Annotated in this window: 15 protein-coding genes; 9 read left to right on the forward strand and 6 right to left on the reverse strand. The window is 62.8% G+C overall.

Annotation, left to right across the window (positions count from 1 at the left end; all coding sequences use genetic code 11):
• Nucleotides 1-177 precede the first annotated feature (177 nt).
• The 6 genes from bamA to lpxB all read left to right on the forward strand — a co-directional run bounded on the left by bamA (nt 178) and on the right by lpxB (nt 7145).
• Entirely contained in the window at nt 178-2538 is a 2361-nt protein-coding gene (gene bamA / locus NKH93_RS18580) for an outer membrane protein assembly factor BamA (RefSeq protein ID WP_352971291.1), read from the forward strand.
• 179 nt (nt 2539-2717) lie between these two features.
• Nucleotides 2718-3776: a UDP-3-O-(3-hydroxymyristoyl)glucosamine N-acyltransferase gene (gene lpxD / locus NKH93_RS18585; protein WP_352971293.1), complete on the forward strand. Its 1059-nt coding sequence runs from the start codon at nt 2718-2720 to the stop codon at nt 3774-3776.
• Nucleotides 3769-4233 carry a 3-hydroxyacyl-ACP dehydratase FabZ gene (fabZ, locus tag NKH93_RS18590; RefSeq protein WP_352502391.1) on the forward strand — a complete coding sequence of 155 codons (465 nt, stop codon included), beginning with the start codon at nt 3769-3771 and terminating at the stop codon, nt 4231-4233. Before lpxD ends, fabZ begins: the two co-directional genes overlap by 8 nt.
• A 13-nt stretch (nt 4234-4246) precedes the next feature.
• A complete protein-coding gene (lpxA, locus tag NKH93_RS18595) occupies nt 4247-5080 on the forward strand; it encodes an acyl-ACP--UDP-N-acetylglucosamine O-acyltransferase (RefSeq protein WP_352474276.1) in 834 nt (277 codons plus the stop codon).
• A gap of 6 nt (nt 5081-5086) precedes the next feature.
• Nucleotides 5087-5989, forward strand: a complete 903-nt coding sequence (locus tag NKH93_RS18600; RefSeq protein WP_352971295.1) for an LpxI family protein — start codon at nt 5087-5089, stop codon at nt 5987-5989.
• The gene (gene lpxB / locus NKH93_RS18605; RefSeq protein WP_352971297.1) at nt 5979-7145 is read left to right on the forward strand and encodes a lipid-A-disaccharide synthase; all 1167 of its coding nucleotides are present in this window, start codon (nt 5979-5981) and stop codon (nt 7143-7145) included. Before NKH93_RS18600 ends, lpxB begins: the two co-directional genes overlap by 11 nt.
• A gap of 134 nt (nt 7146-7279) precedes the next feature.
• Here the strand turns inward: lpxB and gltA are convergent, their stop codons facing one another.
• Nucleotides 7280-8608, reverse strand: coding sequence for a citrate synthase (gltA, locus tag NKH93_RS18610; RefSeq protein WP_023674946.1), 1329 nt, complete (start codon nt 8606-8608; stop codon nt 7280-7282).
• A 179-nt stretch (nt 8609-8787) separates the two neighbouring features.
• The gene (gene gltX / locus NKH93_RS18615; RefSeq protein WP_352971300.1) at nt 8788-10209 is read right to left on the reverse strand and encodes a glutamate--tRNA ligase; all 1422 of its coding nucleotides are present in this window, start codon (nt 10207-10209) and stop codon (nt 8788-8790) included.
• A gap of 96 nt (nt 10210-10305) precedes the next feature.
• Here gltX and NKH93_RS18620 point away from each other — a divergent pair, with 96 nt between their 5' ends.
• Nucleotides 10306-12771 carry a ComEC/Rec2 family competence protein gene (locus NKH93_RS18620; RefSeq protein WP_352772193.1) on the forward strand — a complete coding sequence of 822 codons (2466 nt, stop codon included), beginning with the start codon at nt 10306-10308 and terminating at the stop codon, nt 12769-12771.
• On the opposite strand, the gene lexA is transcribed toward NKH93_RS18620, so the two are convergent.
• A complete protein-coding gene (gene lexA / locus NKH93_RS18625) occupies nt 12765-13499 on the reverse strand; it encodes a transcriptional repressor LexA (RefSeq protein WP_023674949.1) in 735 nt (244 codons plus the stop codon). The genes NKH93_RS18620 and lexA overlap by 7 nt on opposite strands.
• 447 nt (nt 13500-13946) lie before the next feature.
• Between lexA and kynU the strand changes: the two genes are divergently transcribed.
• Both kynU and NKH93_RS18635 read left to right on the forward strand, forming a co-directional pair.
• Nucleotides 13947-15194, forward strand: coding sequence for a kynureninase (kynU, locus tag NKH93_RS18630; protein ID WP_352971304.1), 1248 nt, complete (start codon nt 13947-13949; stop codon nt 15192-15194).
• A 95-nt stretch (nt 15195-15289) separates the two neighbouring features.
• A complete protein-coding gene (locus NKH93_RS18635) occupies nt 15290-16120 on the forward strand; it encodes a hormone-sensitive lipase (RefSeq protein WP_352971306.1) in 831 nt (276 codons plus the stop codon).
• A gap of 7 nt (nt 16121-16127) precedes the next feature.
• Here the strand turns inward: NKH93_RS18635 and NKH93_RS18640 are convergent, their stop codons facing one another.
• From NKH93_RS18640 to trpC, 3 genes are read right to left on the reverse strand one after another with little or no spacing between them, the layout of a single operon-like run.
• Nucleotides 16128-17333, reverse strand: coding sequence for a molybdopterin molybdotransferase MoeA (locus NKH93_RS18640; protein WP_352971307.1), 1206 nt, complete (start codon nt 17331-17333; stop codon nt 16128-16130).
• Nucleotides 17333-17839, reverse strand: a complete 507-nt coding sequence (gene moaC / locus NKH93_RS18645) for a cyclic pyranopterin monophosphate synthase MoaC (protein WP_352971309.1) — start codon at nt 17837-17839, stop codon at nt 17333-17335. Before moaC ends, NKH93_RS18640 begins: the two co-directional genes overlap by 1 nt.
• Before the next feature lie 2 nt (nt 17840-17841).
• On the reverse strand, nt 17842-18654 hold the full coding sequence (trpC, locus tag NKH93_RS18650) for an indole-3-glycerol phosphate synthase TrpC (protein WP_352772199.1): 813 nt from the start codon (nt 18652-18654) through the stop codon (nt 17842-17844).
• Nucleotides 18655-18657: the final 3 nt, after the last annotated feature.

Here is an 18657-nt window from a genome sequence, read left to right on the forward strand (position 1 = left end):
ACGCCGTTTACCATGCGTGGGGATATGCGTGACGCGAAAGCCACGCCGCAGGGTTAAGTAAATACAAATTAACCAGAAGCCTTGCGTGTAGGGAAAATCCGGTTAATACGGTAGGGGAAATTACCGCACGTCCGGTTTTCTCGCCGTGGGGACTTCGAGAAAAGGTACAAAAGCCCGATGAAGGCAGCATCCAAGTTTCTGAGCGCCGCGTCCGCGGTGGCTATGTCCGCCGCTCTGGTTGTACCAGGCGCGCTCGCAGTGCAGTTCGTTGCCACATCGGCCGCCGAGGCGGCTGTCGTCTCCAGAGTTGAAGTCACCGGCAATCAGCGTGTCGACGCGGACACCATCCGCAATTACGTGACGATCAAGCCCGGCAAGGCGTTTTCCAGTTCGGATATCGACGATGCGGTCAAGGCGCTGTTTGGCACCGGGCTGTTTTCGGATGTGCAGATCAACCAGGTCGGATCGACGCTGGTCATCAAGGTGTCCGAATACCAGGTCGTCAACCAGGTGCTGTTCCAGGGCAACAAGAAGCTCAAGGACAACGCGCTTGAGGCCGCGGTGCAATTGAAGCCGCGCGGCACCTTCTCGCAACAGCAGCTCGACGCCGATGTCGAGGCGGTCAAGGCCGCATACCGGCGTATCGGCCGCGACGATGCCGCCGTGACCACCCAGATCATGGATCTCGGCGACAACCGGGTAAACGTGGTCTTCAACATCAACGAAGGCGGCCGCACCCAGATCGCAGCGATCAATTTCGTCGGCAACAGCGCCTATTCGAGCCGCCGGCTGTCGGACATCATCTCCACCAAGCGTTCGTCCTTCCTGTCGTTCGTGCTGCGCGACGACGTCTATGACGAGGACAAGCTGCGCGCCGACCAGGAACTGCTGCGCCGCTTCTATTATAATCATGGCTATGCCGACTTCCAGGTCGTCTCGGCTGTCGGCGAACTCGACGACACCACCAACAAATACACCGTCACCATCACGGTGCAGGAGGGCGAGCGTTATACGTTCGGGGATGTCAGCGTCGAAAGCACGATCCCCGAGGTCGACGCCAAGTCACTTGAATCGGTGGTCGAGACCCACAAGGGCGATGTCTACAACGCCAAGAACGTCGAGGACACGATCATCGCCTTGACCGAAAAGGTCGCTGGATCCGGCTATGCCTTCGCCCAGGTGACGCCGCGCGGCGACCGCAACTTCGAGAACCACACGATCTCGGTCGTCTATACGGTCGACCAGGGTACCAAGGCCTATATCGAGCGCATCGAGATTCGCGGCAACGATCGGACGCGCGACTACGTCATTCGCCGCGAGTTCGATGTCAGCGAAGGCGACGCTTTCAATCAGGTCCTCATCCAGCGCGCGAAGAGGCGGCTGGAAGCGCTCGATTATTTTGAAAAAGTCGAAATTTCCACCGTTCCGGGTTCTGAGCCGGATCAGGTTGTGCTGGTGGTGGATGTGGTCGAGAAATCGACCGGTGAGTTCACCGTCGGCGCCGGTTATTCGAGCGGCGGTGAAACGTCAGGTCCGTCCGTCGAAGGCTCCATCAGTGAGCGCAACTTCCTCGGTCGCGGCCAATTCATCAAGGTGGCAGCGGGCGGTGGCAAGAACTCGCGCGACTACAGCTTCTCTTTCACCGAACCCTATTTCCTCGGACGCCGCATCGCGGCCGGCTTCGACATCTACAAGCAGAGCCGAAACTACGACCATTACGACAGCGACACGACAGGCGCGACCGTTCGCTTCGGCCTGCCGATCACCGACAATATCTCGACGCAACTCGCTTATAATATTGCGCAAGAGAAGTACGAGTTCGACGAGGGCTGCACCCCCCCTCCAACGGGCAGTTGCGACGTCTCCAAGGCGATCCAAAACGGCGTTAACGAGAGCCCATGGCTCAAGTCTTCGGTCAGTCTCGGTCTGATTTACAATACGATCGACGACATGAAGAACCCGCATGACGGCATTTATGCCAATGTCGGCACCGAAGTGGCCGGCGTCGGCGGCGATGCCAAATTCATCAAGGTCACGGCGCGCGGCAGCATTTATCAGACGCTGTCCGAACAATTGGACCTAGTGGGCCTCGTTTCGGGCGGCGCCGGCCATGTCCAAGGCTATGGCAACGGCGATCTGCGTGTCTTCGATCATTTCCAGAGCAGCGACCGTATGATCCGCGGTTTCGAATATGGCGGCATCGGCCCGGTTGCTTTGGACAACAGCAATGACCATCTCGGCGGCACCACCTACTTCAATGCCTCGGCGGAAGCTCAGTTCCCGCTGCCGGTCATCCCCGAAAGCTTCGGTTTGCGTGGCGCTGTGTTCGCCGATGCGGCAACGCTCTACGGCAGCAAAATCGCAAGTGGCCTTGTCAATTCTTCGACAACCGGCATGGAATGGCGCGCTTCCGTCGGTGTCGGTTTGATGTGGGCATCGCCTTTCGGCCCGATCCGCATCGACTATGCGATCCCGGTCAAGAAGGAAAAGACCGACGACGTGCAGGAATTCAACTTCGGCATATCGACCCGCTTCTGATGTGCGGGCAATGATGCTTCCGGCTCGTTTGGATCCGGATGGCAGTGATCCGACACTACAGCGCAGCGCGTCCTATCGGACGCGCAAAGGACGTTGTAGCATTTTGATTTGCGCATGATCCTTTCCGAGGGTCGATTTCCGATTTCGGGGTCATGCGCTAGCTGGATATTGCTTCTGGAATGACCGATCCGGTGTTCTTCGCGCCCTCACGCCGGTATACGGCCGGCGAAGTCGCGAATCTGACCGGCTCGACGCTTGTTGATTCCGGTCTCTTCGATGTATCGATCGAGGCTCTGGCGCCCGCCAACGAAGGCGGCGAGAACGCCCTTGTCTTCGTCGATGGCAGGCGCAATTTCGCCCTGATGCAGTCACTGCGGGCGGCGGCGGTTCTCTGCCCTGCCGAATTTGCCGGCAAGGCGCCGGCGGGCATCGCGGTGCTGGTGCATCCGCGCCCGCAGCAGGCCTTCGCAATGGTCGGGCGTCTGCTTTTTCCGGCCGCTGCAACGCCTGGACCGATGACCGGCGAAACCGGTATCTCGCCGCACGCCCATATCGATGCGACCGCCCATGTCGAGTCCGGTGCGATCATCGAAGCGGGTGCGGTCATCGGACCTCGCGCTGCCATCGGCAGCGGGACCGTCATTGCCCCGCATGCGGTCATCGGTCCGTCTTCGCAGATTGGCCGCGACGGCTATGTCGGTCCAGGTGCCAGCGTGCAATATGCGTTGATTGGCAATCGCGTCATCATCCATGGCGGTGCCAGGATCGGCCAGGATGGCTTCGGTTTCGTGGCCGGCGCCAAGGGTCCGGAGCGGGTTCCGCAGATCGGCCGTGTCATCATCCAGGACGACGTCGAGATCGGGTCGAATACGACCGTCGATCGCGGCGCCATGTCCGACACGATCATCGGCCAGGGCACCAAGATCGACAATCTGGTGCAGATCGCGCACAACGTTCGCATCGGCCGCAATTGCATTATAGCCGGGCTTTCGGGTATTTCCGGTTCCGTGACGGTAGGCGACAACGTCACCATGGGTGGCGGTGTCGGCCTTGCGGATCATTTGACCATCGGGTCCGGGGCCAAGCTTGCGGCAAGAAGCGGGTTTATGAGCAATGTGCCTGCCGGTGAGATTTGGGGAGGATATCCGGCGCAGCCGATGGCGGAAGCCATGCGCGAGATAGCGGCCTTGCGCAGACTTGCACGGACGCGCAAACAGGGTGAGGGGGGAAATGGCTGACATCGCAGCGGCGACGCTCGAAGCGGTTGACATAATGCGGCTGATGAAGCTCCTGCCGCACCGCTATCCGTTCTTGATGATCGACCGTATTGTCGACATAGATGGCGACGAATCCGCCGTCGGCATCAAGAACGTCACCATAAACGAGCCGCATTTCCAAGGTCATTTCCCCGACCAGCCGGTCATGCCCGGCGTGCTGATCATCGAGGCGATGGCGCAGACGGCCGGCGCCATCTGCATCCGCAGCCTTGGTACGGAAAAGCCGTCGCTGGTTTATTTCCTGACCATCGACAATGCCAAGTTCCGCAAGCCGGTCGTTCCAGGCGACCAGCTGAAAATTCATGTGAAGAAAATCAAGAAACGCGGCAATCTTCTCAAATTCGCTTGCGAGGCCCTCGTCGATGGCGCCAAGGCGGCGGAAGCCGAGATCTCGGCGATGATGGTCGCAAGCGGCTGACAAACGAATGCTAATGAAAATCCAGACAGTCATCCATCCATCCTCGGTCATCGAGGCAGGCGCCCAAATCGGCGAAGGCGCCCGCATCGGGCCCTTCTGTCACGTCGGCCCCGACGCCGTGATCGGCGACCGCGTCGAACTGGTCAGCCATGTCTCGGTGATTGGCGCGACCACCATCGGTGCATCGACCAAGGTCTATCCGATGGCGATACTGGGCGGGCCGCCGCAGAACACCAAGCACAAGGGCGGCCGTACCACGCTGGTGATCGGCGAGAACTGCACGATCCGCGAAGGTGTCACCATGCATGTCGGCACCGATTCCAGTCGCGGCGAGACGACGATCGGCGACAACGGCAATTTCCTTGCCTATGCCCATATTGCCCATGACTGCGTGGTCGGCAAGAACGCCACCTTCGCCAATCAAGCGACGTTAGGCGGGCATTGCGAAGTCGGTGACAATGTCTACATCGGCGGCCTTACCGCGGTTCATCAGTTTGTCCGCATCGGCGATAACGCCTTTCTCGGCGGTTGCTCGGCGATCGTCGGCGACGTCATTCCTTACGCCATCGCCGTTGGCAACCGTGCCAGCCTTCGCGGCCTCAACATCATTGGCCTGAAGCGCGCCGGCCTGCCGCGTTCGGAGATCCACTTGCTGCGCAAAGCCTACAAGACGATCTTCGATCGCTCCCGGACCGTCGGCGAAAACATCGAATTTGCCAAGGCGGAATTCGCCTCGTCGCCGACTGCCATGAAGATCGTCGACTTCATCGCCGGTCGCGGCAAGCGGCACTACGCCGTGCCGTCCCTCAAGGGTAGCGACGGCGACGATACCGATGATGAAGACTGAGGGCAGATGACGAAGATTGAGGCTGCCGGAAAAGGCCTTGATCTCGCGCCAAATGCCAAGGTCGGCATCATCGCCGGCGGCGGCAGTCTCCCGGTCGAAATTGCCCGAGCGCTCGCCCGGCAAGGCAAATTGCCCTTCGTCGTGATGGCGGCCGGCGAGGTCGATCGCATAGCCGATTTCGAGCCCTATGAGCAGGCAACCTTGAGGCTGGAAGACGTCGGCTCGCTGCTGCCGATCCTTAAGCGGCACCACGTCACGCATCTCGTAACCGCGGGTCATATCACGCGCCGCCCCAGGCTGAGCGCCATGCGCCTCAATTTGGGCCTGCTCGCGTGGCTACCCAGCCTCTTCGTCGGTGTAACCCGGGGGGACGATACGGTGCTGAAACTGTTCGTGCGCAGGATCGAGCGCAGCGGCATCAAGGTCGTCGGCGCTCACGAGATCGTGCCGGAGCTGGTCGCCGCCGAAGGCCTGCTGACCAAGGCGGCGCCACGCAAATCCGACTGGCGTGACATCGAGGCGGCGCACGCGGCGGCAAAAGCCATCGGCGCGCTGGATATCGGCCAAGCGGCTGTTGCGGTCGGCGGCCGCGCCATTGCGTTGGAAGGCGTCGAAGGCACCGACGGGCTGCTCGAGCGGACAAGGGAGTTGCGCGGGCACGGCAGGCTGGCCGGCGGGAGCCGCGGTGTTCTGGTCAAATGCGCCAAGCCCGGTCAGGAACTGCGTGCCGATCTGCCCTCCATCGGCCCGCTGACCGTCGAGGCGGCGCATGCCGCCGGACTGGCCGGCATTGCCGTCGAAGCCGGTCGCTCGCTAGTGCTCGAAGGTCCCGCCACCATCGGACGTGCCAATGCGCTCGGCCTGTTCGTAATCGGCCTGCCTGCTGCGGAGCCGGCGCATGGCGAATGAGCGGCCGTTGAAGATAGCCGTCGTCGCCGGCGAGGAGTCCGGCGACCTGCTTGGCGCCGACCTTGTGCAGGCGCTCAAGCGCATGACCGGGCGCGAGGTTCGGCTTGTCGGCATCGGCGGCCGCCATTTGCAGGCGCTCGACCTGGCGCCATTGTTCGACGGCAGCGAGATCGCACTGATGGGGCTTAGCGCCATCCTGCGCGACCTGCCGCGCCTGATGCGGCGGATCGGCCAGACGGCAAACGCGAGTGCCGGTGAAAAGCCCGATTGCCTTATCACCATCGACAGTCCGGACTTCTCGCTGCGCGTCGCCAAGAAGGTGCGTGCCGCCGATCCGACTATCCCGATCGTCCACTATGTCTGCCCGAGCGTGTGGGCTTGGCGGCCGGGCAGGGCGGCGGCGATGAAGCCATATGTCGATCACATTCTTTGCATCCTGCCGTTCGAGGTGAAGGAACTCGCTCGCCTGGGCGGGCCGCCCGGCACCTATGTCGGGCATCGCCTTACACACGATCCGGGCATAGTCAGTGCCGCAAGGGCGCAGGCGCAGCCGCGTAACCTCGCCGCTGACCGTGTGAAAACGTTGCTTGTATTGCCCGGTTCGCGTCGCGGCGAGGTGCGGCGCCTGGTTGGGCCGTTCGGCGAAACGCTGTCGATCCTGCGGGCGCGCGGGCACCGCTTGCGCCTGCTGTTGCCGACGGTGCCGCACGTCGCCGACCTGGTCAGGACCTCGGTCGCGAGCTGGGACGAGAAGCCGGAGATCATCCTTGATGCCGAACGCAAATGGCAGGCCTTCGGCAAGGCGGATGCGGCGCTGATCGCGTCGGGGACGGTATCGCTGGAACTGGCACTGGCGGGTGTGCCAATGATCTCCTGCTACCGGCTCGATCCGGTCATGCGGATGGCGCAGCCGCTGATCAAAGTATGGAGCGCAGCCTTGCCCAATCTCATTGCCGACCGACCGGTTGTGCCGGAACACTACAATCAATATGTGCGGCCGCATTATCTGGCGCGGCAGTTGGAAGCGCTGTGCTCCGATACCGCCTACCGCACCTGGCAGAAGCATGGTTTTGCCGACATTGCCGGGCGTATGGCAACCGCCAAGCCGTCAGGCGAGATTGCCGCGGGGGTGGTGATGGGGATGGTGAGGAAGTGAGTGAATTATGAATTGTGAATAGTGAATTGTGAATAGCGGTTTCTATGGACAGGGAGCGACGCTTCGCTACTCCCATTCACCATTCACCATTCACCATTCACCATTCACCATTCACCATTCACCATTCACCACCTTCACCGCTTCGCGATTGGCACGTAGTCCCGTTCCGGCGCGCCGGTATAGAGCTGGCGCGGGCGACCGATCTTCTGGTGCGGGTCCTCGATCATCTCCTTCCACTGCGCGATCCAGCCGACGGTGCGGGCGACCGCGAACAGCACGGTGAACATGGTGGTGGGAAAGCCCAGCGCCTTCAGCGTGATGCCGGAATAGAAATCGACGTTCGGATAGAGCTTCTTCTCGATGAAATAGGAATCGGTCAGTGCGATCCTTTCCAGCTCCATGGCGATGTCGAGCAGTGGATCGTCCTTGATGCCGAGCTCGCCCAGGACCTCGTGCGCGGTCTTCTGCATGATCTTGGCGCGCGGATCGTAATTCTTGTAAACGCGGTGGCCAAATCCCATCAATCGGAACGGATCGTTCTTATCCTTGGCGCGCGCAATGAATTCCGGGATGTGATCGACATGACCGATCTCGCCCAGCATGTTCAGGGCTGCCTCGTTGGCGCCGCCATGTGCGGGACCCCACAGGCAGGCGATGCCGGCAGCGATACAGGCAAAAGGATTGGCGCCCGACGAGCCGGCTAGGCGGACGGTCGAAGTCGAGGCGTTCTGTTCGTGATCGGCGTGCAGGATGAAGATGCGCTCCATCGCGCGGGCCAGCACCGGATTGATCTTGTATTCCTCGCAAGGCACGGCGAAGCACATATGCAGGAAGTTGGCTGCGAAATTCAGCTCGTTCTTCGGGTAAATGAATGGCTGGCCGATGTGGTATTTATAGGCCATCGCCGCGATCGTCGGCATCTTGGCGATCAGCCGCATTGACGCGACCATGCGTTGATAGGGGTCCGAGATATCGGTGGAATCGTGATAGAAGGCCGACAGCGCGCCGACCACGCCGCACATCACCGCCATCGGATGCGCATCACGGCGGAAGCCGGTGAAAAAGCGCGACATCTGCTCATGCACCATAGTGTGGCGCGTCACCCGGTAGTCGAAATCGTCCTTCTGCGCCTTGGTCGGGAGTTCACCATACAGCAAGAGATAGCAGACTTCGAGGAAGTCGCCGTGCTCGGCCAATTGGTCGATCGGGTAGCCGCGGTGCAAAAGAATGCCAGCATCGCCATCGATGAAGGTGATTTCCGATTCGCAGCTCGCCGTCGACGTAAAACCGGGATCGTAGGTAAAGACGCCGGCGGTGTTGTAGAGCGAACCGATGTCGATGACGTCCGGTCCTACCGAACCACTTCGTATCTTGAATTCATGGGTTTTGCCGCCGAGTTCCAGCTTGGCCGTCGATGCCTGGGTCTTGCCGCCAAATTCCATTTTTGTCGCAGGTTCGGTCATAGCAAACTCCTTTTTGTTTCCACAGGCCGGCAAAGGCAAAATATCTGAACCCAACACGTCAAAAGCATCGGAATACGCACATTTGCGCCCGCAATTGAATCTGCGCGGCAGATTAGGCCAAGACCCAATGTTGCACTGCGAAACACACCTTTCAATGCCAATCTTCTTGGGCCAGTTTGCTAATCGATTTGATCAGCGATCCGCGCCAGGCTTTCCTCGCGGCCAAGCACGGCAAGCACATCAAACACACCTGGCGAGGTACTTTTGCCGGTGAGCGCGGCGCGCAAAGGTTGGGCCACGGCGCCGAGTTTATGGCCGGCGGCCTGCGCATAGTCGCGGATCGCGGCTTCGGCTGAGGCGGCAGACCACGCCGAAACCGTGGCTAGTGCCGCATGAGCGCCCCGCAGGATCGCGCGCGCCTCACCGCTGAGCAGCGCCGCCGCCTTCTCGTCGACCGGCAGCGGCCGTTCGACGAAAAGGAATGCAGCCCCTTCAACAAGTTCGACCAGCGTTTTGGCGCGCTCCTTCAGGCCCGGCAACGCGGCAAGCAGTTGCGCCCTGCGTCTGTCGTCGAGGCGAGCGGCGATTGCCGGGCCGCCTTCTAGATAGGGCAGAGTGGCGATGAAGATGTCGAGCAGCGCCGCGTCGTTCATCCGGCGCATATGCACGCCGTTAAGCGCCTCGAGCTTGGCGAAGTCGAAACGGGCGGCGCCCTTGTTGACGTCGCCAATGTCGAACCATGTAATCATGTCGGCGATCGACATGATCTCATCGTCGCCGTGGCTCCAGCCAAGCCTCGCCAGATAGTTGAGCAGCGCCTCCGGCAGGTAGCCCATGGCGCGATAGGCTTCGACGCCAAGCGCACCGTGCCGCTTCGACAGCTTGGCGCCGTCGGCACCGTGGATCAACGGGATATGCGACATCGACGGCACCTCCCAGCCCATGGCGTGATAGATTACGGTCTGGCGTGCGGCGTTGGTCAAATGATCGTCGCCGCGGATGATGTGGGTGATGCCCATGTCGTGATCGTCGACGACGACGGCATGCATGTAGGTGGGATTGCCGTCCGAGCGCAGAATAATGAAATCGTCGAGATCCTTGTTGGGAAAGCGCACGTCGCCCTGGACGCGGTCATGCACCACCGTCTCGCCGTCTGTCGGCGCCTTGATGCGGATCGCCCCCTTGGCGCCGGGCGGCGCCTCCGACGGGTCGCGGTCGCGCCAGCGCCCATCATAGCGGGGCGGAAGCCCCTTGGCTCGCGCTGCCTCGCGCATCGCCTCCAGCTCCGCCGGCGTCGCGTAGCAGTAATAGGCCTTGCCCACGCGCACCAGCTCCTCGGCCACCTCGCGATGGCGCGGCGCGCGCTCGAACTGCGAGACAGGCGCGCCGTCCCAGGTGAGTCCGAGCCAGGAAAGCCCGTCGAGAATGGCTGCCGTCGCCGCATCCGTCGACCGCTCACGGTCGGTATCCTCTATACGCAGCAGCATCGTGCCGCCCGTGTGCTTGGCGTACAGCCAGTTGAACAGCGCCGTGCGCGCGCCGCCAATGTGCAGATAGCCGGTGGGCGAGGGGGCAAAACGGGTGACGACCTTATCGGGCATGGAACTCTCAGGCGGGCGAAGGAAGTGGGTTTGCGGACTTTCGCGCGTTGCGCGTTCATGTAGCATAGGAGGTCGAGGGCGCAAGGGGCAGACCCGATGGCTGTGCGAGGCCGTGGTGCGGGCGAGGGCGAGGACGTTGGCAGCGACGTCAGCGAACGCTTGCTGTTTGCCGCTCCCCCGCCTGTCCTGCCGGCACCGGCATTGCTACCTGCTCCGCGCTTCGATGCTCCGTCGCTGCCGGCCAGCGACCCAGCAACGGTTCTCGTGCCCGCGGGCGAGCCTATCGTACGCCTGCGCAGGCGTTTCCGCCTCCCGTCACCGTCCCGTATCCGCAACAGCGTAACCACAGCGGCCGGTCTGGAACTCGACCGCGGCATCGCCTTCCTGCTGGTGCCGGTGTTCCTCGCATGCGGGGTGGTCGTTTATTTCGGGCTGTCGGTGGAGCCGGCCTTTCCACAGCCGATCGCAATCGCGCTCCTCGCGACCCTTTGTGCCGTCGTCTCGCGGTCATGGCCCAGGACGCGCCTGTGCTTCATGGTGGCGCTGCTCTGCGCGCTTGGCGTACTTGCCGCCAAGTTCGAAACATGGCGTGTCGGAACGCATATGCTCGGCTCCGAAATCTCGACGCGGCTGACGGGTCGCGTCGTATCGTACGAGTCCATGGCGAGCGGCCGCATCAGGCTGACAATCGATGTGATCTCAACCGCCAGGCCGACACTGCGCTACATGCCGGAACGGGTCCGCGTTTCGGCGATGAAGATACCGGCTGAGCTGACCGCCGGTTCCGAGATCACCGGCTATGTGCGGCTGCTGCCGCCGACCGGCCCGGTGCGGCCCGACAGCTATGATTTCTCCTTCGACAGCTATTTCGCCGGTATCGGCGGCAGCGGCTTTTTTCTCGGCAATCCGAAAATCGTGTCGTCGGACAGCATGCCGCTTGCCGCGCAGCTTTCTTCCGCGATCGAAGACGCGCGTGAATCCATCGCCGACCATATCCGCAGCCGCATCGGCGGTGCCGAGGGCGAGATTGCTACTGCGCTGATCGTCGGCGTGCGCGCCGGCATTCCCGAGGAGATCAACGAAGCGATGCGGCGCACCGGCATCTACCACATCATCTCCATCTCGGGGCTGCATATGGCGTTGGTCGCCGGCACCATCATGGCGCTGCTGCGGGGTGCCTTCGCGCTGTTTCCCGATTTCTCATCGCGACGGCCGGTCAAGAAATATGCCGCGGCCGCCGCGCTTTTTTCGATTGCGGCCTACCTCGTCTTTTCCGGCATTGTCGTGGCGGCCGAACGCAGCTTCATCATGCTGGCGGTGATGCTTATCGCCGTGCTGTTCGACCGGGCCGCGCTCACCATGCGCAACCTGGCGATCTCGGCCATCGCGGTCATCCTGGTGTCGCCGCACGAGGTGGTCGGTCCGAGTTTCCAGATGTCCTTCGCCGCGACGGCGGCCCTTGTCGGCGCCTATGCAGGCTGGTCCGATTACCGCGCCGGCAGGGCCACCACGCCGCCGCCGCGGCAGTCGCCGCTACGCTTTGCCACTCGAAAGGTCCTGCTGGGCATGTGCGGTCTGGCGATGACCTCGATCATTGCAGGGAGCGCCACGGCGCTTTTCGCCATATGGCATTTCCAGCGCGTGGCGCCGCTCAGCCTGTTCGCCAATCTGGCCATCATGCCCATCGTGTCACTGGTCGTCATGCCCTTCGCCGTTCTCAGCGCGCTGGCGATGCCGTTCGGTGCGGATGGCCCTTTTCTCTATGTCATGGGCAAGGGGCTGACGGCGATGATCGCCCTGTCCGGGTGGATCTCGGAGCGCTCGCCGATCGATGCGGTCGGGCTGATTTCGCTGAGATCCGTCCTTCTGGTGACGATCGCCCTCGTCATTGCCAGCATGGCGACGACGTGGTTGCGGCTGGCGGCACTTCCTTTTGCGCTCGCCGGCTTGCTGACGACAACGCAGACACGCATACCCGACGTATTGGTCTCGGAGGACGCACGGCTGGTCGCGCTGCCGATCGGCAGCGGTGAACTCGCGGTCAACCGGGCACGCCCGAATGAGTTCACCATCGACAACTGGAAACGCGCGCTCACATCAGAGGCTATCGTCGCGCCGGAAACACCTGGAAAGAACGACCCGCAATTCGACATTGCCGATCCGGCCGACCTACCGCCGGGCATGCCGTTCATTTGCACGGACGGCCTCTGCCTTGCCAGGCATCCATCCGGCGCGATCATCGCGCAAGCCAAGGACCGCGATACTGCGCGGCCAGCCTGCGCCTTTGCCAGCTTGATCGTCATCGACGACGCCACCGCCCATAACCCCTGCTACTACGACCGGCTGGTCCTCGTCGTCACCAAACGGCAACTGGCGCGCGCGGGAAGTGCCGCCGTCTATTTCGATCCACAAGCGGCAACACGCGCCGAGATCCGCTTCGCCGTCGAAAAATCATACCGGCCCTGGCACGTGCAGCGGAAATTTTCACGCGCGGCACGGGGCCTGCCGCCATACCGCCGGGCCGACAACCCCAAAGCCGGCGCCAAGGGCGGAGCTCAGTAGCGGCGGATCAGTCCGACGAGCTTGCCCTGCACCTTGACCCTGTCTGGTCCGAAGATGCGCGTCTCGTAGGCCGGATTGGCGGCTTCCAGGGCGATCGAGGCGCCCTTGCGGCGGAACCGCTTCAGCGTCGCTTCCTCCTCGTCGACCAGTGCCACCACGATCTCACCGGGGCTCGCCGTATCGGCATTGCGGATGATCACCGTGTCGCCGTCGAAAATGCCGGCCTCGATCATCGAATCGCCTTTGACCTCAAGCGCATAATGCTCGCCGCCCATGATCATATCCGGCGGCACCGAAATCGAATGCGTCTGGTGCTGGATGGCGTCGATCGGCACACCGGCAGCGATGCGGCCCATCACCGGGATCGAAACGGCGGCGACGACATCGTCGTCATTTCCGGCTGCGGGCACGCGCGACGATGTCGGCTTGCCTTGCCGAGGGGCGCCTTGCCCAAGACTGCCCTGGATGACACTCGGCGAGAACTTGCGTGCCGCATTGAGGCCGGGGGCGATCGAGTCAGGCAGGCGTAGCACCTCCAGCGCACGGGCCCGGTTGGGCAAACGGCGAATGAAGCCGCGCTCCTCCAGCGCCGTAATCAGCCGGTGGATTCCGGATTTGGAAGCCAGGTCGAGCGCTTCCTTCATCTCGTCGAATGAAGGCGGGATACCGCTTTCCTTCAACCTTTCGTGGATGAACATAAGCAGTTCGTGTTGTTTGCGTGTCAGCATAGCGACCCCCAACAGAATCAGAAAAACAAACCCAGAACAAACACTATCTGTTCCAGTTGTGTTCCGCAACTGTTTAAAGTTTAATGAATGCGTTAAGGCTCGGGAAACAAACGACGTCCCCTACCGGCGTACCGCATTTTCACCGCCGCGAGCCTCATCGCCTTGATTCTGCTTTCGTTTGCGCCCTTCTGGCCTCCTAGAAGGCGGCGCTGGCATCGGCCGTCGGTCGGTAAAAGGCACGGAATTGAACCCTTATCGACTGTGCGGTTTGGTCGATGCACCGTGAACGAAACGAACTCAAAACGCCAACCTCGGGTTAAGTCCCAGTTTCCACCGCCTGGTCAGGCTGCTTCTCGCCGGTGGAGCCTTGCTGCGCGCAACCAGGTAATGGAAGAACAGTCGATGCGTGTCCGGCGTTGCGTTGGATCTTGGGGGAGCAGACAAATCATGACAGGAATTCCCGATCTCGTGGCCATAAAGGCGATGGATGCCGCGGATCCGCTGCGCGCGATGCGCGACCGCTTTGTGTTGCCGCAAGGAGTGATCTATCTCGACGGCAATTCGCTAGGAGCTGCTTCACGTACCGCTTTCGATGAACTGCACAAGGCCGCGACCGAAGAATGGTCGCATGATCTCATCCGCGCATGGAACACGGCCGGCTGGTTCAACATGCCGCTTGAACTTGGCGACCAGCTCGGGCGCCTGATCGGTGCCGCGGCCGGCCAGACAGTGGTCTGCGACACGACATCGGTCAACATCTACAAGCTGCTGCACGCCGCCATGGCCATGCGACCGGAGCGGCAGGTCATCGTCGCCGAGGGCGATAGTTTTCCGACGGACCTCTACATGGCCGAGGGTGTGGTTTCGACGCGAAAAGATACGCTGCTGCGCCTCTCGGGGGTCGACGCGCCGACCATCGAAGATCTGATCGACGAACGCACCGCCGTGGTGCTGGTCAACCACGTCAACTATAAGTCGGGCGAACTGCGCGACATGCCGGCGCTGACGCGCAGGGCTCAGGAAGCCGGGGCGATGATCGTCTGGGATCTCTGCCACACCGCCGGCGCGATGCCAGTCGAGCTCGACAAGGCAAACGCCGATTTTGCCGTTGGCTGCACCTACAAATATCTGAATGGCGGCCCCGGCGCGCCTGCCTTCATCTATGCGGCTGAGCGGCATCTTTCCGACATCCAGCAGCCGCTCACCGGCTGGTGGGGCCATGCACGGCCCTTCGCCTTCGAGCCAGGCTATGCGGCCGGCACCGGCATCCGCCGGTTTCTGTGCGGCACGCAGCCGGTCCTGTCGATGCGCACGCTGAAGGGCGCGCTCGACATCTGGAACGATGTCGACATGACGGCGGTGCGCAAGAAGAGCATCGCGCTGGCGGATCTGTTCATCGAGCTTGTCGAGGCAAAGTGCGGCACTTACGGGCTCACGCTCGAAAGCACGCGCGATGGGGAAAAACGCGGCAGCCAGATTTCATTCATGCATGAGCATGGCTACCAGGTCATGCGCGCGCTGATCGAACGTGGCGTGATCGGCGATTTTGGCGCGCCATCGACCATGCGCTTCGGCTTCACCCCGCTCTATGTTGGCTATGCCGATGTCTGGCAGGCCGTCAAAGTGCTTGAGGACATCCTGCACACCAGTGCGTGGAAGGATGCGCGCTTCGCCATCAAAGCAGCTGTCACTTGAGATTGATGCGAGAGCTGGAATCGTGAGGCTGGCGACGACGCGCCGCGCGATGCTTACGGCTACGCTGCAAGGCCATATGCCAGGGAGGGCGCAGGGTGTTCGAACGTCACATTGCAGATTGGGACAACGCCTATGCCAACGGCGCCAACATAGCCGGCAGCGATCGCTGGCCGGCGGCCTGGATCGAGCCCGCGCGGATTTTCCGCGACGTGCTTTCGACCGAGGGCAGGGCGCGGCTGGACATGGCCTATGGCGACAACCCACGCAACCGGCTCGATCTTTTCCTGCCTCCCATCAAGCCCAAGGGACTCGTGGTGTTCGTCCATGGCGGCTACTGGATGGAATTCGACAAGAATTTCTGGTCGCATCTTGCCGCTGGCCCTGTTGATCGCGGCTATGCGGTGGCGATGCCGTCCTACACGCTCTGTCCGCAGATACGCATTGGCGGCATCGTCAAGGAGGTCGGCGCGGCGATCGGCAAGGCGGCGGCGATCGTTGCAGGGCCCCTGATGCTGACCGGGCACTCGGCCGGCGGCCATCTTGTTAGCCGGATGGTTACGGCGACGACGCCGCTGGCGACCGAAGTGGTCCGGCGCGTTCGTCATGTGGTGTCGATCTCGGGGGTGCACGATTTGCGCCCGATCATGCGCACCGGCATGAACGAGACGCTGGCGATCGATGAGGCCGAGGCGCAGGCCGAAAGTCCGGTGCTGCTGCGCCCGATGGACAAGGCCCGCCTGACCTGCTGGGCCGGCGGCGGCGAGCGCGCCGAATTCCTGCGTCAGAGCGCGTTGCTGGCCAACATCTGGATCGGCCTGGGTACCGCGACCAGCTCGGTGGTCGAGCCTGGCCGGCATCATTTCAACATCATCGACGGTTTGGCCGATCCAGACCATCCGCTGACCCGGACCTTGATTTCGGAGTGAGGCAGGTTCAGCGTAGCATCAGTACGTCGCAGGGGGAGCCCGCCGCCGCGGCAGGCGCGAACGGCGCGCGAACGATCAGCCCGTCGGCATCGGCCAGCATTTTCAGCATCGAGGAGTCCTGGATGCCGAACGGCGTCGCCACGAGCGTACCGGCGTCATCTATGACAACAGCCCGCAGATAATCTTGCCTGAGATCGTTGGCCTGCATGGCGGCACCGAGCCGTGCCCGACGTATATCCTGCTGAAAGGCGCGGCCGCCGAGCCGCGCCAGCAGTGGCTTCAGGAAGAGCTGAGTGCAGACCAGGCTTGCCACCGGATTGCCGGGCAGGCCGATGCAGCGAATGTCTCCCAGCCGCCCGAACATCAGTGGCTTGCCCGGCCGCATGGCGATCTTCCAGAAATCGAGCGTCATGCCTTGCCCGGTCAGCACGTCATGGACGAAGTCGTGGTCACCGATCGAGGCACCGCCCAGCGTGACGATGACGTTCGCGCCAGCCTTCACGGCCTTTTCAACCAGCGCAGCGATCGCCTCCCTGCGGTCCGGCGCGATGCCAAGGTCGAGCGCGCGCGCACCGACCGACTGTGCGGCAGCGGCGACACCATAGGCGTTGGAGGAGATGATCTGGTCGGGGCCAAGATCGCTGCCCGGCGGCAGCAATTCGTCGCCGGTGGCGATGATGGCGACCAGCGGCCGTTTGACCACGCGCACCTCGGGGTGATTGGCCGATGCCGCCAGCGACAAGGCCGCCGGGTCGAGCAGGCGGCCTTTGGGCAGCAGGACATCGCCCTTGGCGAAATCGAGCCCGAGGCGGCGGATGTTGCGCCCCTGCACCGTCCGTTCCGTCACTTCGACCCTGCCGCCACCGAGATCGCGGACGTTCTCCTGGATGACGATAGTGTCGGCGCCTTCGGGAAGCGGCGCGCCGGTAAAGATGCGCACGGCCTGCCGCTGCTGCACCGTTCCGGCAAAGCCGCGTCCGGCCGGCGCCATGCCGACCACCGAAAGCCTTGCCGGTACGGACGCGATATCGGCCGCCCGCACGGCATAGCCGTCCATGGCGGAGGCGTTGAACGGCGGCTGGGTGCGGAGCGCCACAACCGGCTCCGCCAGCACGCGGTCGGCGGCATCCAGCAGTGCGACGCGTTCGCCCGGCAGCGCTGCTGCGCCGTCCAGCAGGCGCTCGAGCGCCTCGGCAACTGGGACCAGCGCCATTATCGGCCTGCCTCGGTGGCCCCGTCTCCGGTGATCTTGTAGTCGCCGGATTTGCCGCCGGTCTTTTCGACCAGCCTGATGCCGGAGATGACCATGGCGCGGTCGACCGCCTTGGCCATGTCGTAGATGGTCAGGCAAGCGACCGAGACGGCACTCAGAGCCTCCATCTCAACGCCGGTCTTGCCGGTGACGCGGGTCAATGCTGTCACCTTCAGGCCGGGCAGCGCGGCGTCCGCCTCGATATCGACAGATATCCTGGTCAGCAGCAGCGGATGGCAAAGCGGGATCAGTTCATGCGTCTTCTTGGCCGCCATGATGCCGGCAATGCGCGCGGTGCCCAGCACGTCGCCCTTCTTGGCGTCGCCGGCGAGGATCATGTCCAGCGTCTCGGGCCGCATCGCGACAAAGCCTTCTGCGATTGCCGTGCGCACCGTCTCAGCCTTGTCGCCGACATCGACCATGTTGGCTTCGCCCTGCGCGCCAAGATGGGTGAGGGTGGCCGCCATCCTCAAACGGCCTCTGCCGGCGCCTTGCCCGTCAACAGCAGGCGCGTTGCCGCGGCCACGTCCTGCTGGCGCATCAGGCTCTCGCCGACCAGGAAAGTCGCAATTCCGCTCTGCTCCAGCCGGCGGCAATCGTCGTGCGAAAAGATACCGCTCTCGCTGACCAGATGGCGGTCGGCCGGCACCATCGCTGCCAGCCGCTCCGAGGTCTGCAGGCTGGTTTCGAAGGTCCGGAGATTGCGGTTGTTGATACCGATCAGTCGCGACGACAGCTGCAGCGCGCGTTCCATTTCAGCCTCGTCATGCACTTCGACCAGCCCGTCCATGCCGAGCCCGAACGCTGTCGCTTCGAGTTCTCTTGCCAACGCGTCGTCGACGCTGGCCATGATGATCAGGATGGCATCGGCGCCCCATGCCCTGGCCTCGTAGACCTGATAGGGGTCGAACAGGAAATCCTTGCGCAGGGCAGGCAGCTCGACGGCAGCGCGCGCAGTGGTGAGGAATTCGGGCGCGCCTTGGAAGGAGGGTGCGTCGGTCAGCACCGAAAGGCAGGCGGCACCGCCCTTCGCATAGGCCCTGGCCAGCGCCGGCGGATCAAAATCGGCGCGGATCAGGCCTTTGGATGGGCTAGCCTTCTTGATTTCGGCAATCAGCGCGAACCTGCCGGATTTGCGCTTTGCTTCAAGGGCGGAAAGAAAGCCGCGCGGCGCGTCGGCATCCGTCGCCCGTGCCTTGATCTCGGCCAGCGGGACGCGCGCCTTGGCCGCCGTGATCTCGTCGCGCTTGTAAGCCTCGATCTTGCGCAGGATGTCGGACATGGT

The sequence above is a fragment of the Mesorhizobium sp. M0954 genome, from assembly GCF_040319155.1.
Classification (GTDB): domain Bacteria; phylum Pseudomonadota; class Alphaproteobacteria; order Rhizobiales; family Rhizobiaceae; genus Mesorhizobium.

What these genes read in the sequence shown, in the direction of transcription:
- NKH93_RS18620 (WP_352772193.1), top strand. Translation starts at nt 10,306, where the DNA reads ATGGCTGTGCGAGGCCGTGGTGCGGGCGAGGGCGAGGACGTTGGCAGC.
- gltX (WP_352971300.1), bottom strand. Translation starts at nt 10,209, where the DNA reads ATGCCCGATAAGGTCGTCACCCGTTTTGCCCCCTCGCCCACCGGCTAT.
- lpxA (WP_352474276.1), top strand. Translation starts at nt 4,247, where the DNA reads ATGAAAATCCAGACAGTCATCCATCCATCCTCGGTCATCGAGGCAGGC.
- lexA (WP_023674949.1), bottom strand. Translation starts at nt 13,499, where the DNA reads ATGCTGACACGCAAACAACACGAACTGCTTATGTTCATCCACGAAAGG.
- lpxB (WP_352971297.1), top strand. Translation starts at nt 5,979, where the DNA reads ATGGCGAATGAGCGGCCGTTGAAGATAGCCGTCGTCGCCGGCGAGGAG.
- kynU (WP_352971304.1), top strand. Translation starts at nt 13,947, where the DNA reads ATGACAGGAATTCCCGATCTCGTGGCCATAAAGGCGATGGATGCCGCG.
- fabZ (WP_352502391.1), top strand. Translation starts at nt 3,769, where the DNA reads ATGGCTGACATCGCAGCGGCGACGCTCGAAGCGGTTGACATAATGCGG.
- NKH93_RS18640 (WP_352971307.1), bottom strand. Translation starts at nt 17,333, where the DNA reads ATGGCGCTGGTCCCAGTTGCCGAGGCGCTCGAGCGCCTGCTGGACGGC.
- lpxD (WP_352971293.1), top strand. Translation starts at nt 2,718, where the DNA reads ATGACCGATCCGGTGTTCTTCGCGCCCTCACGCCGGTATACGGCCGGC.
- trpC (WP_352772199.1), bottom strand. Translation starts at nt 18,654, where the DNA reads ATGTCCGACATCCTGCGCAAGATCGAGGCTTACAAGCGCGACGAGATC.
- moaC (WP_352971309.1), bottom strand. Translation starts at nt 17,839, where the DNA reads ATGGCGGCCACCCTCACCCATCTTGGCGCGCAGGGCGAAGCCAACATG.
- gltA (WP_023674946.1), bottom strand. Translation starts at nt 8,608, where the DNA reads ATGACCGAACCTGCGACAAAAATGGAATTTGGCGGCAAGACCCAGGCA.
- bamA (WP_352971291.1), top strand. Translation starts at nt 178, where the DNA reads ATGAAGGCAGCATCCAAGTTTCTGAGCGCCGCGTCCGCGGTGGCTATG.
- NKH93_RS18600 (WP_352971295.1), top strand. Translation starts at nt 5,087, where the DNA reads ATGACGAAGATTGAGGCTGCCGGAAAAGGCCTTGATCTCGCGCCAAAT.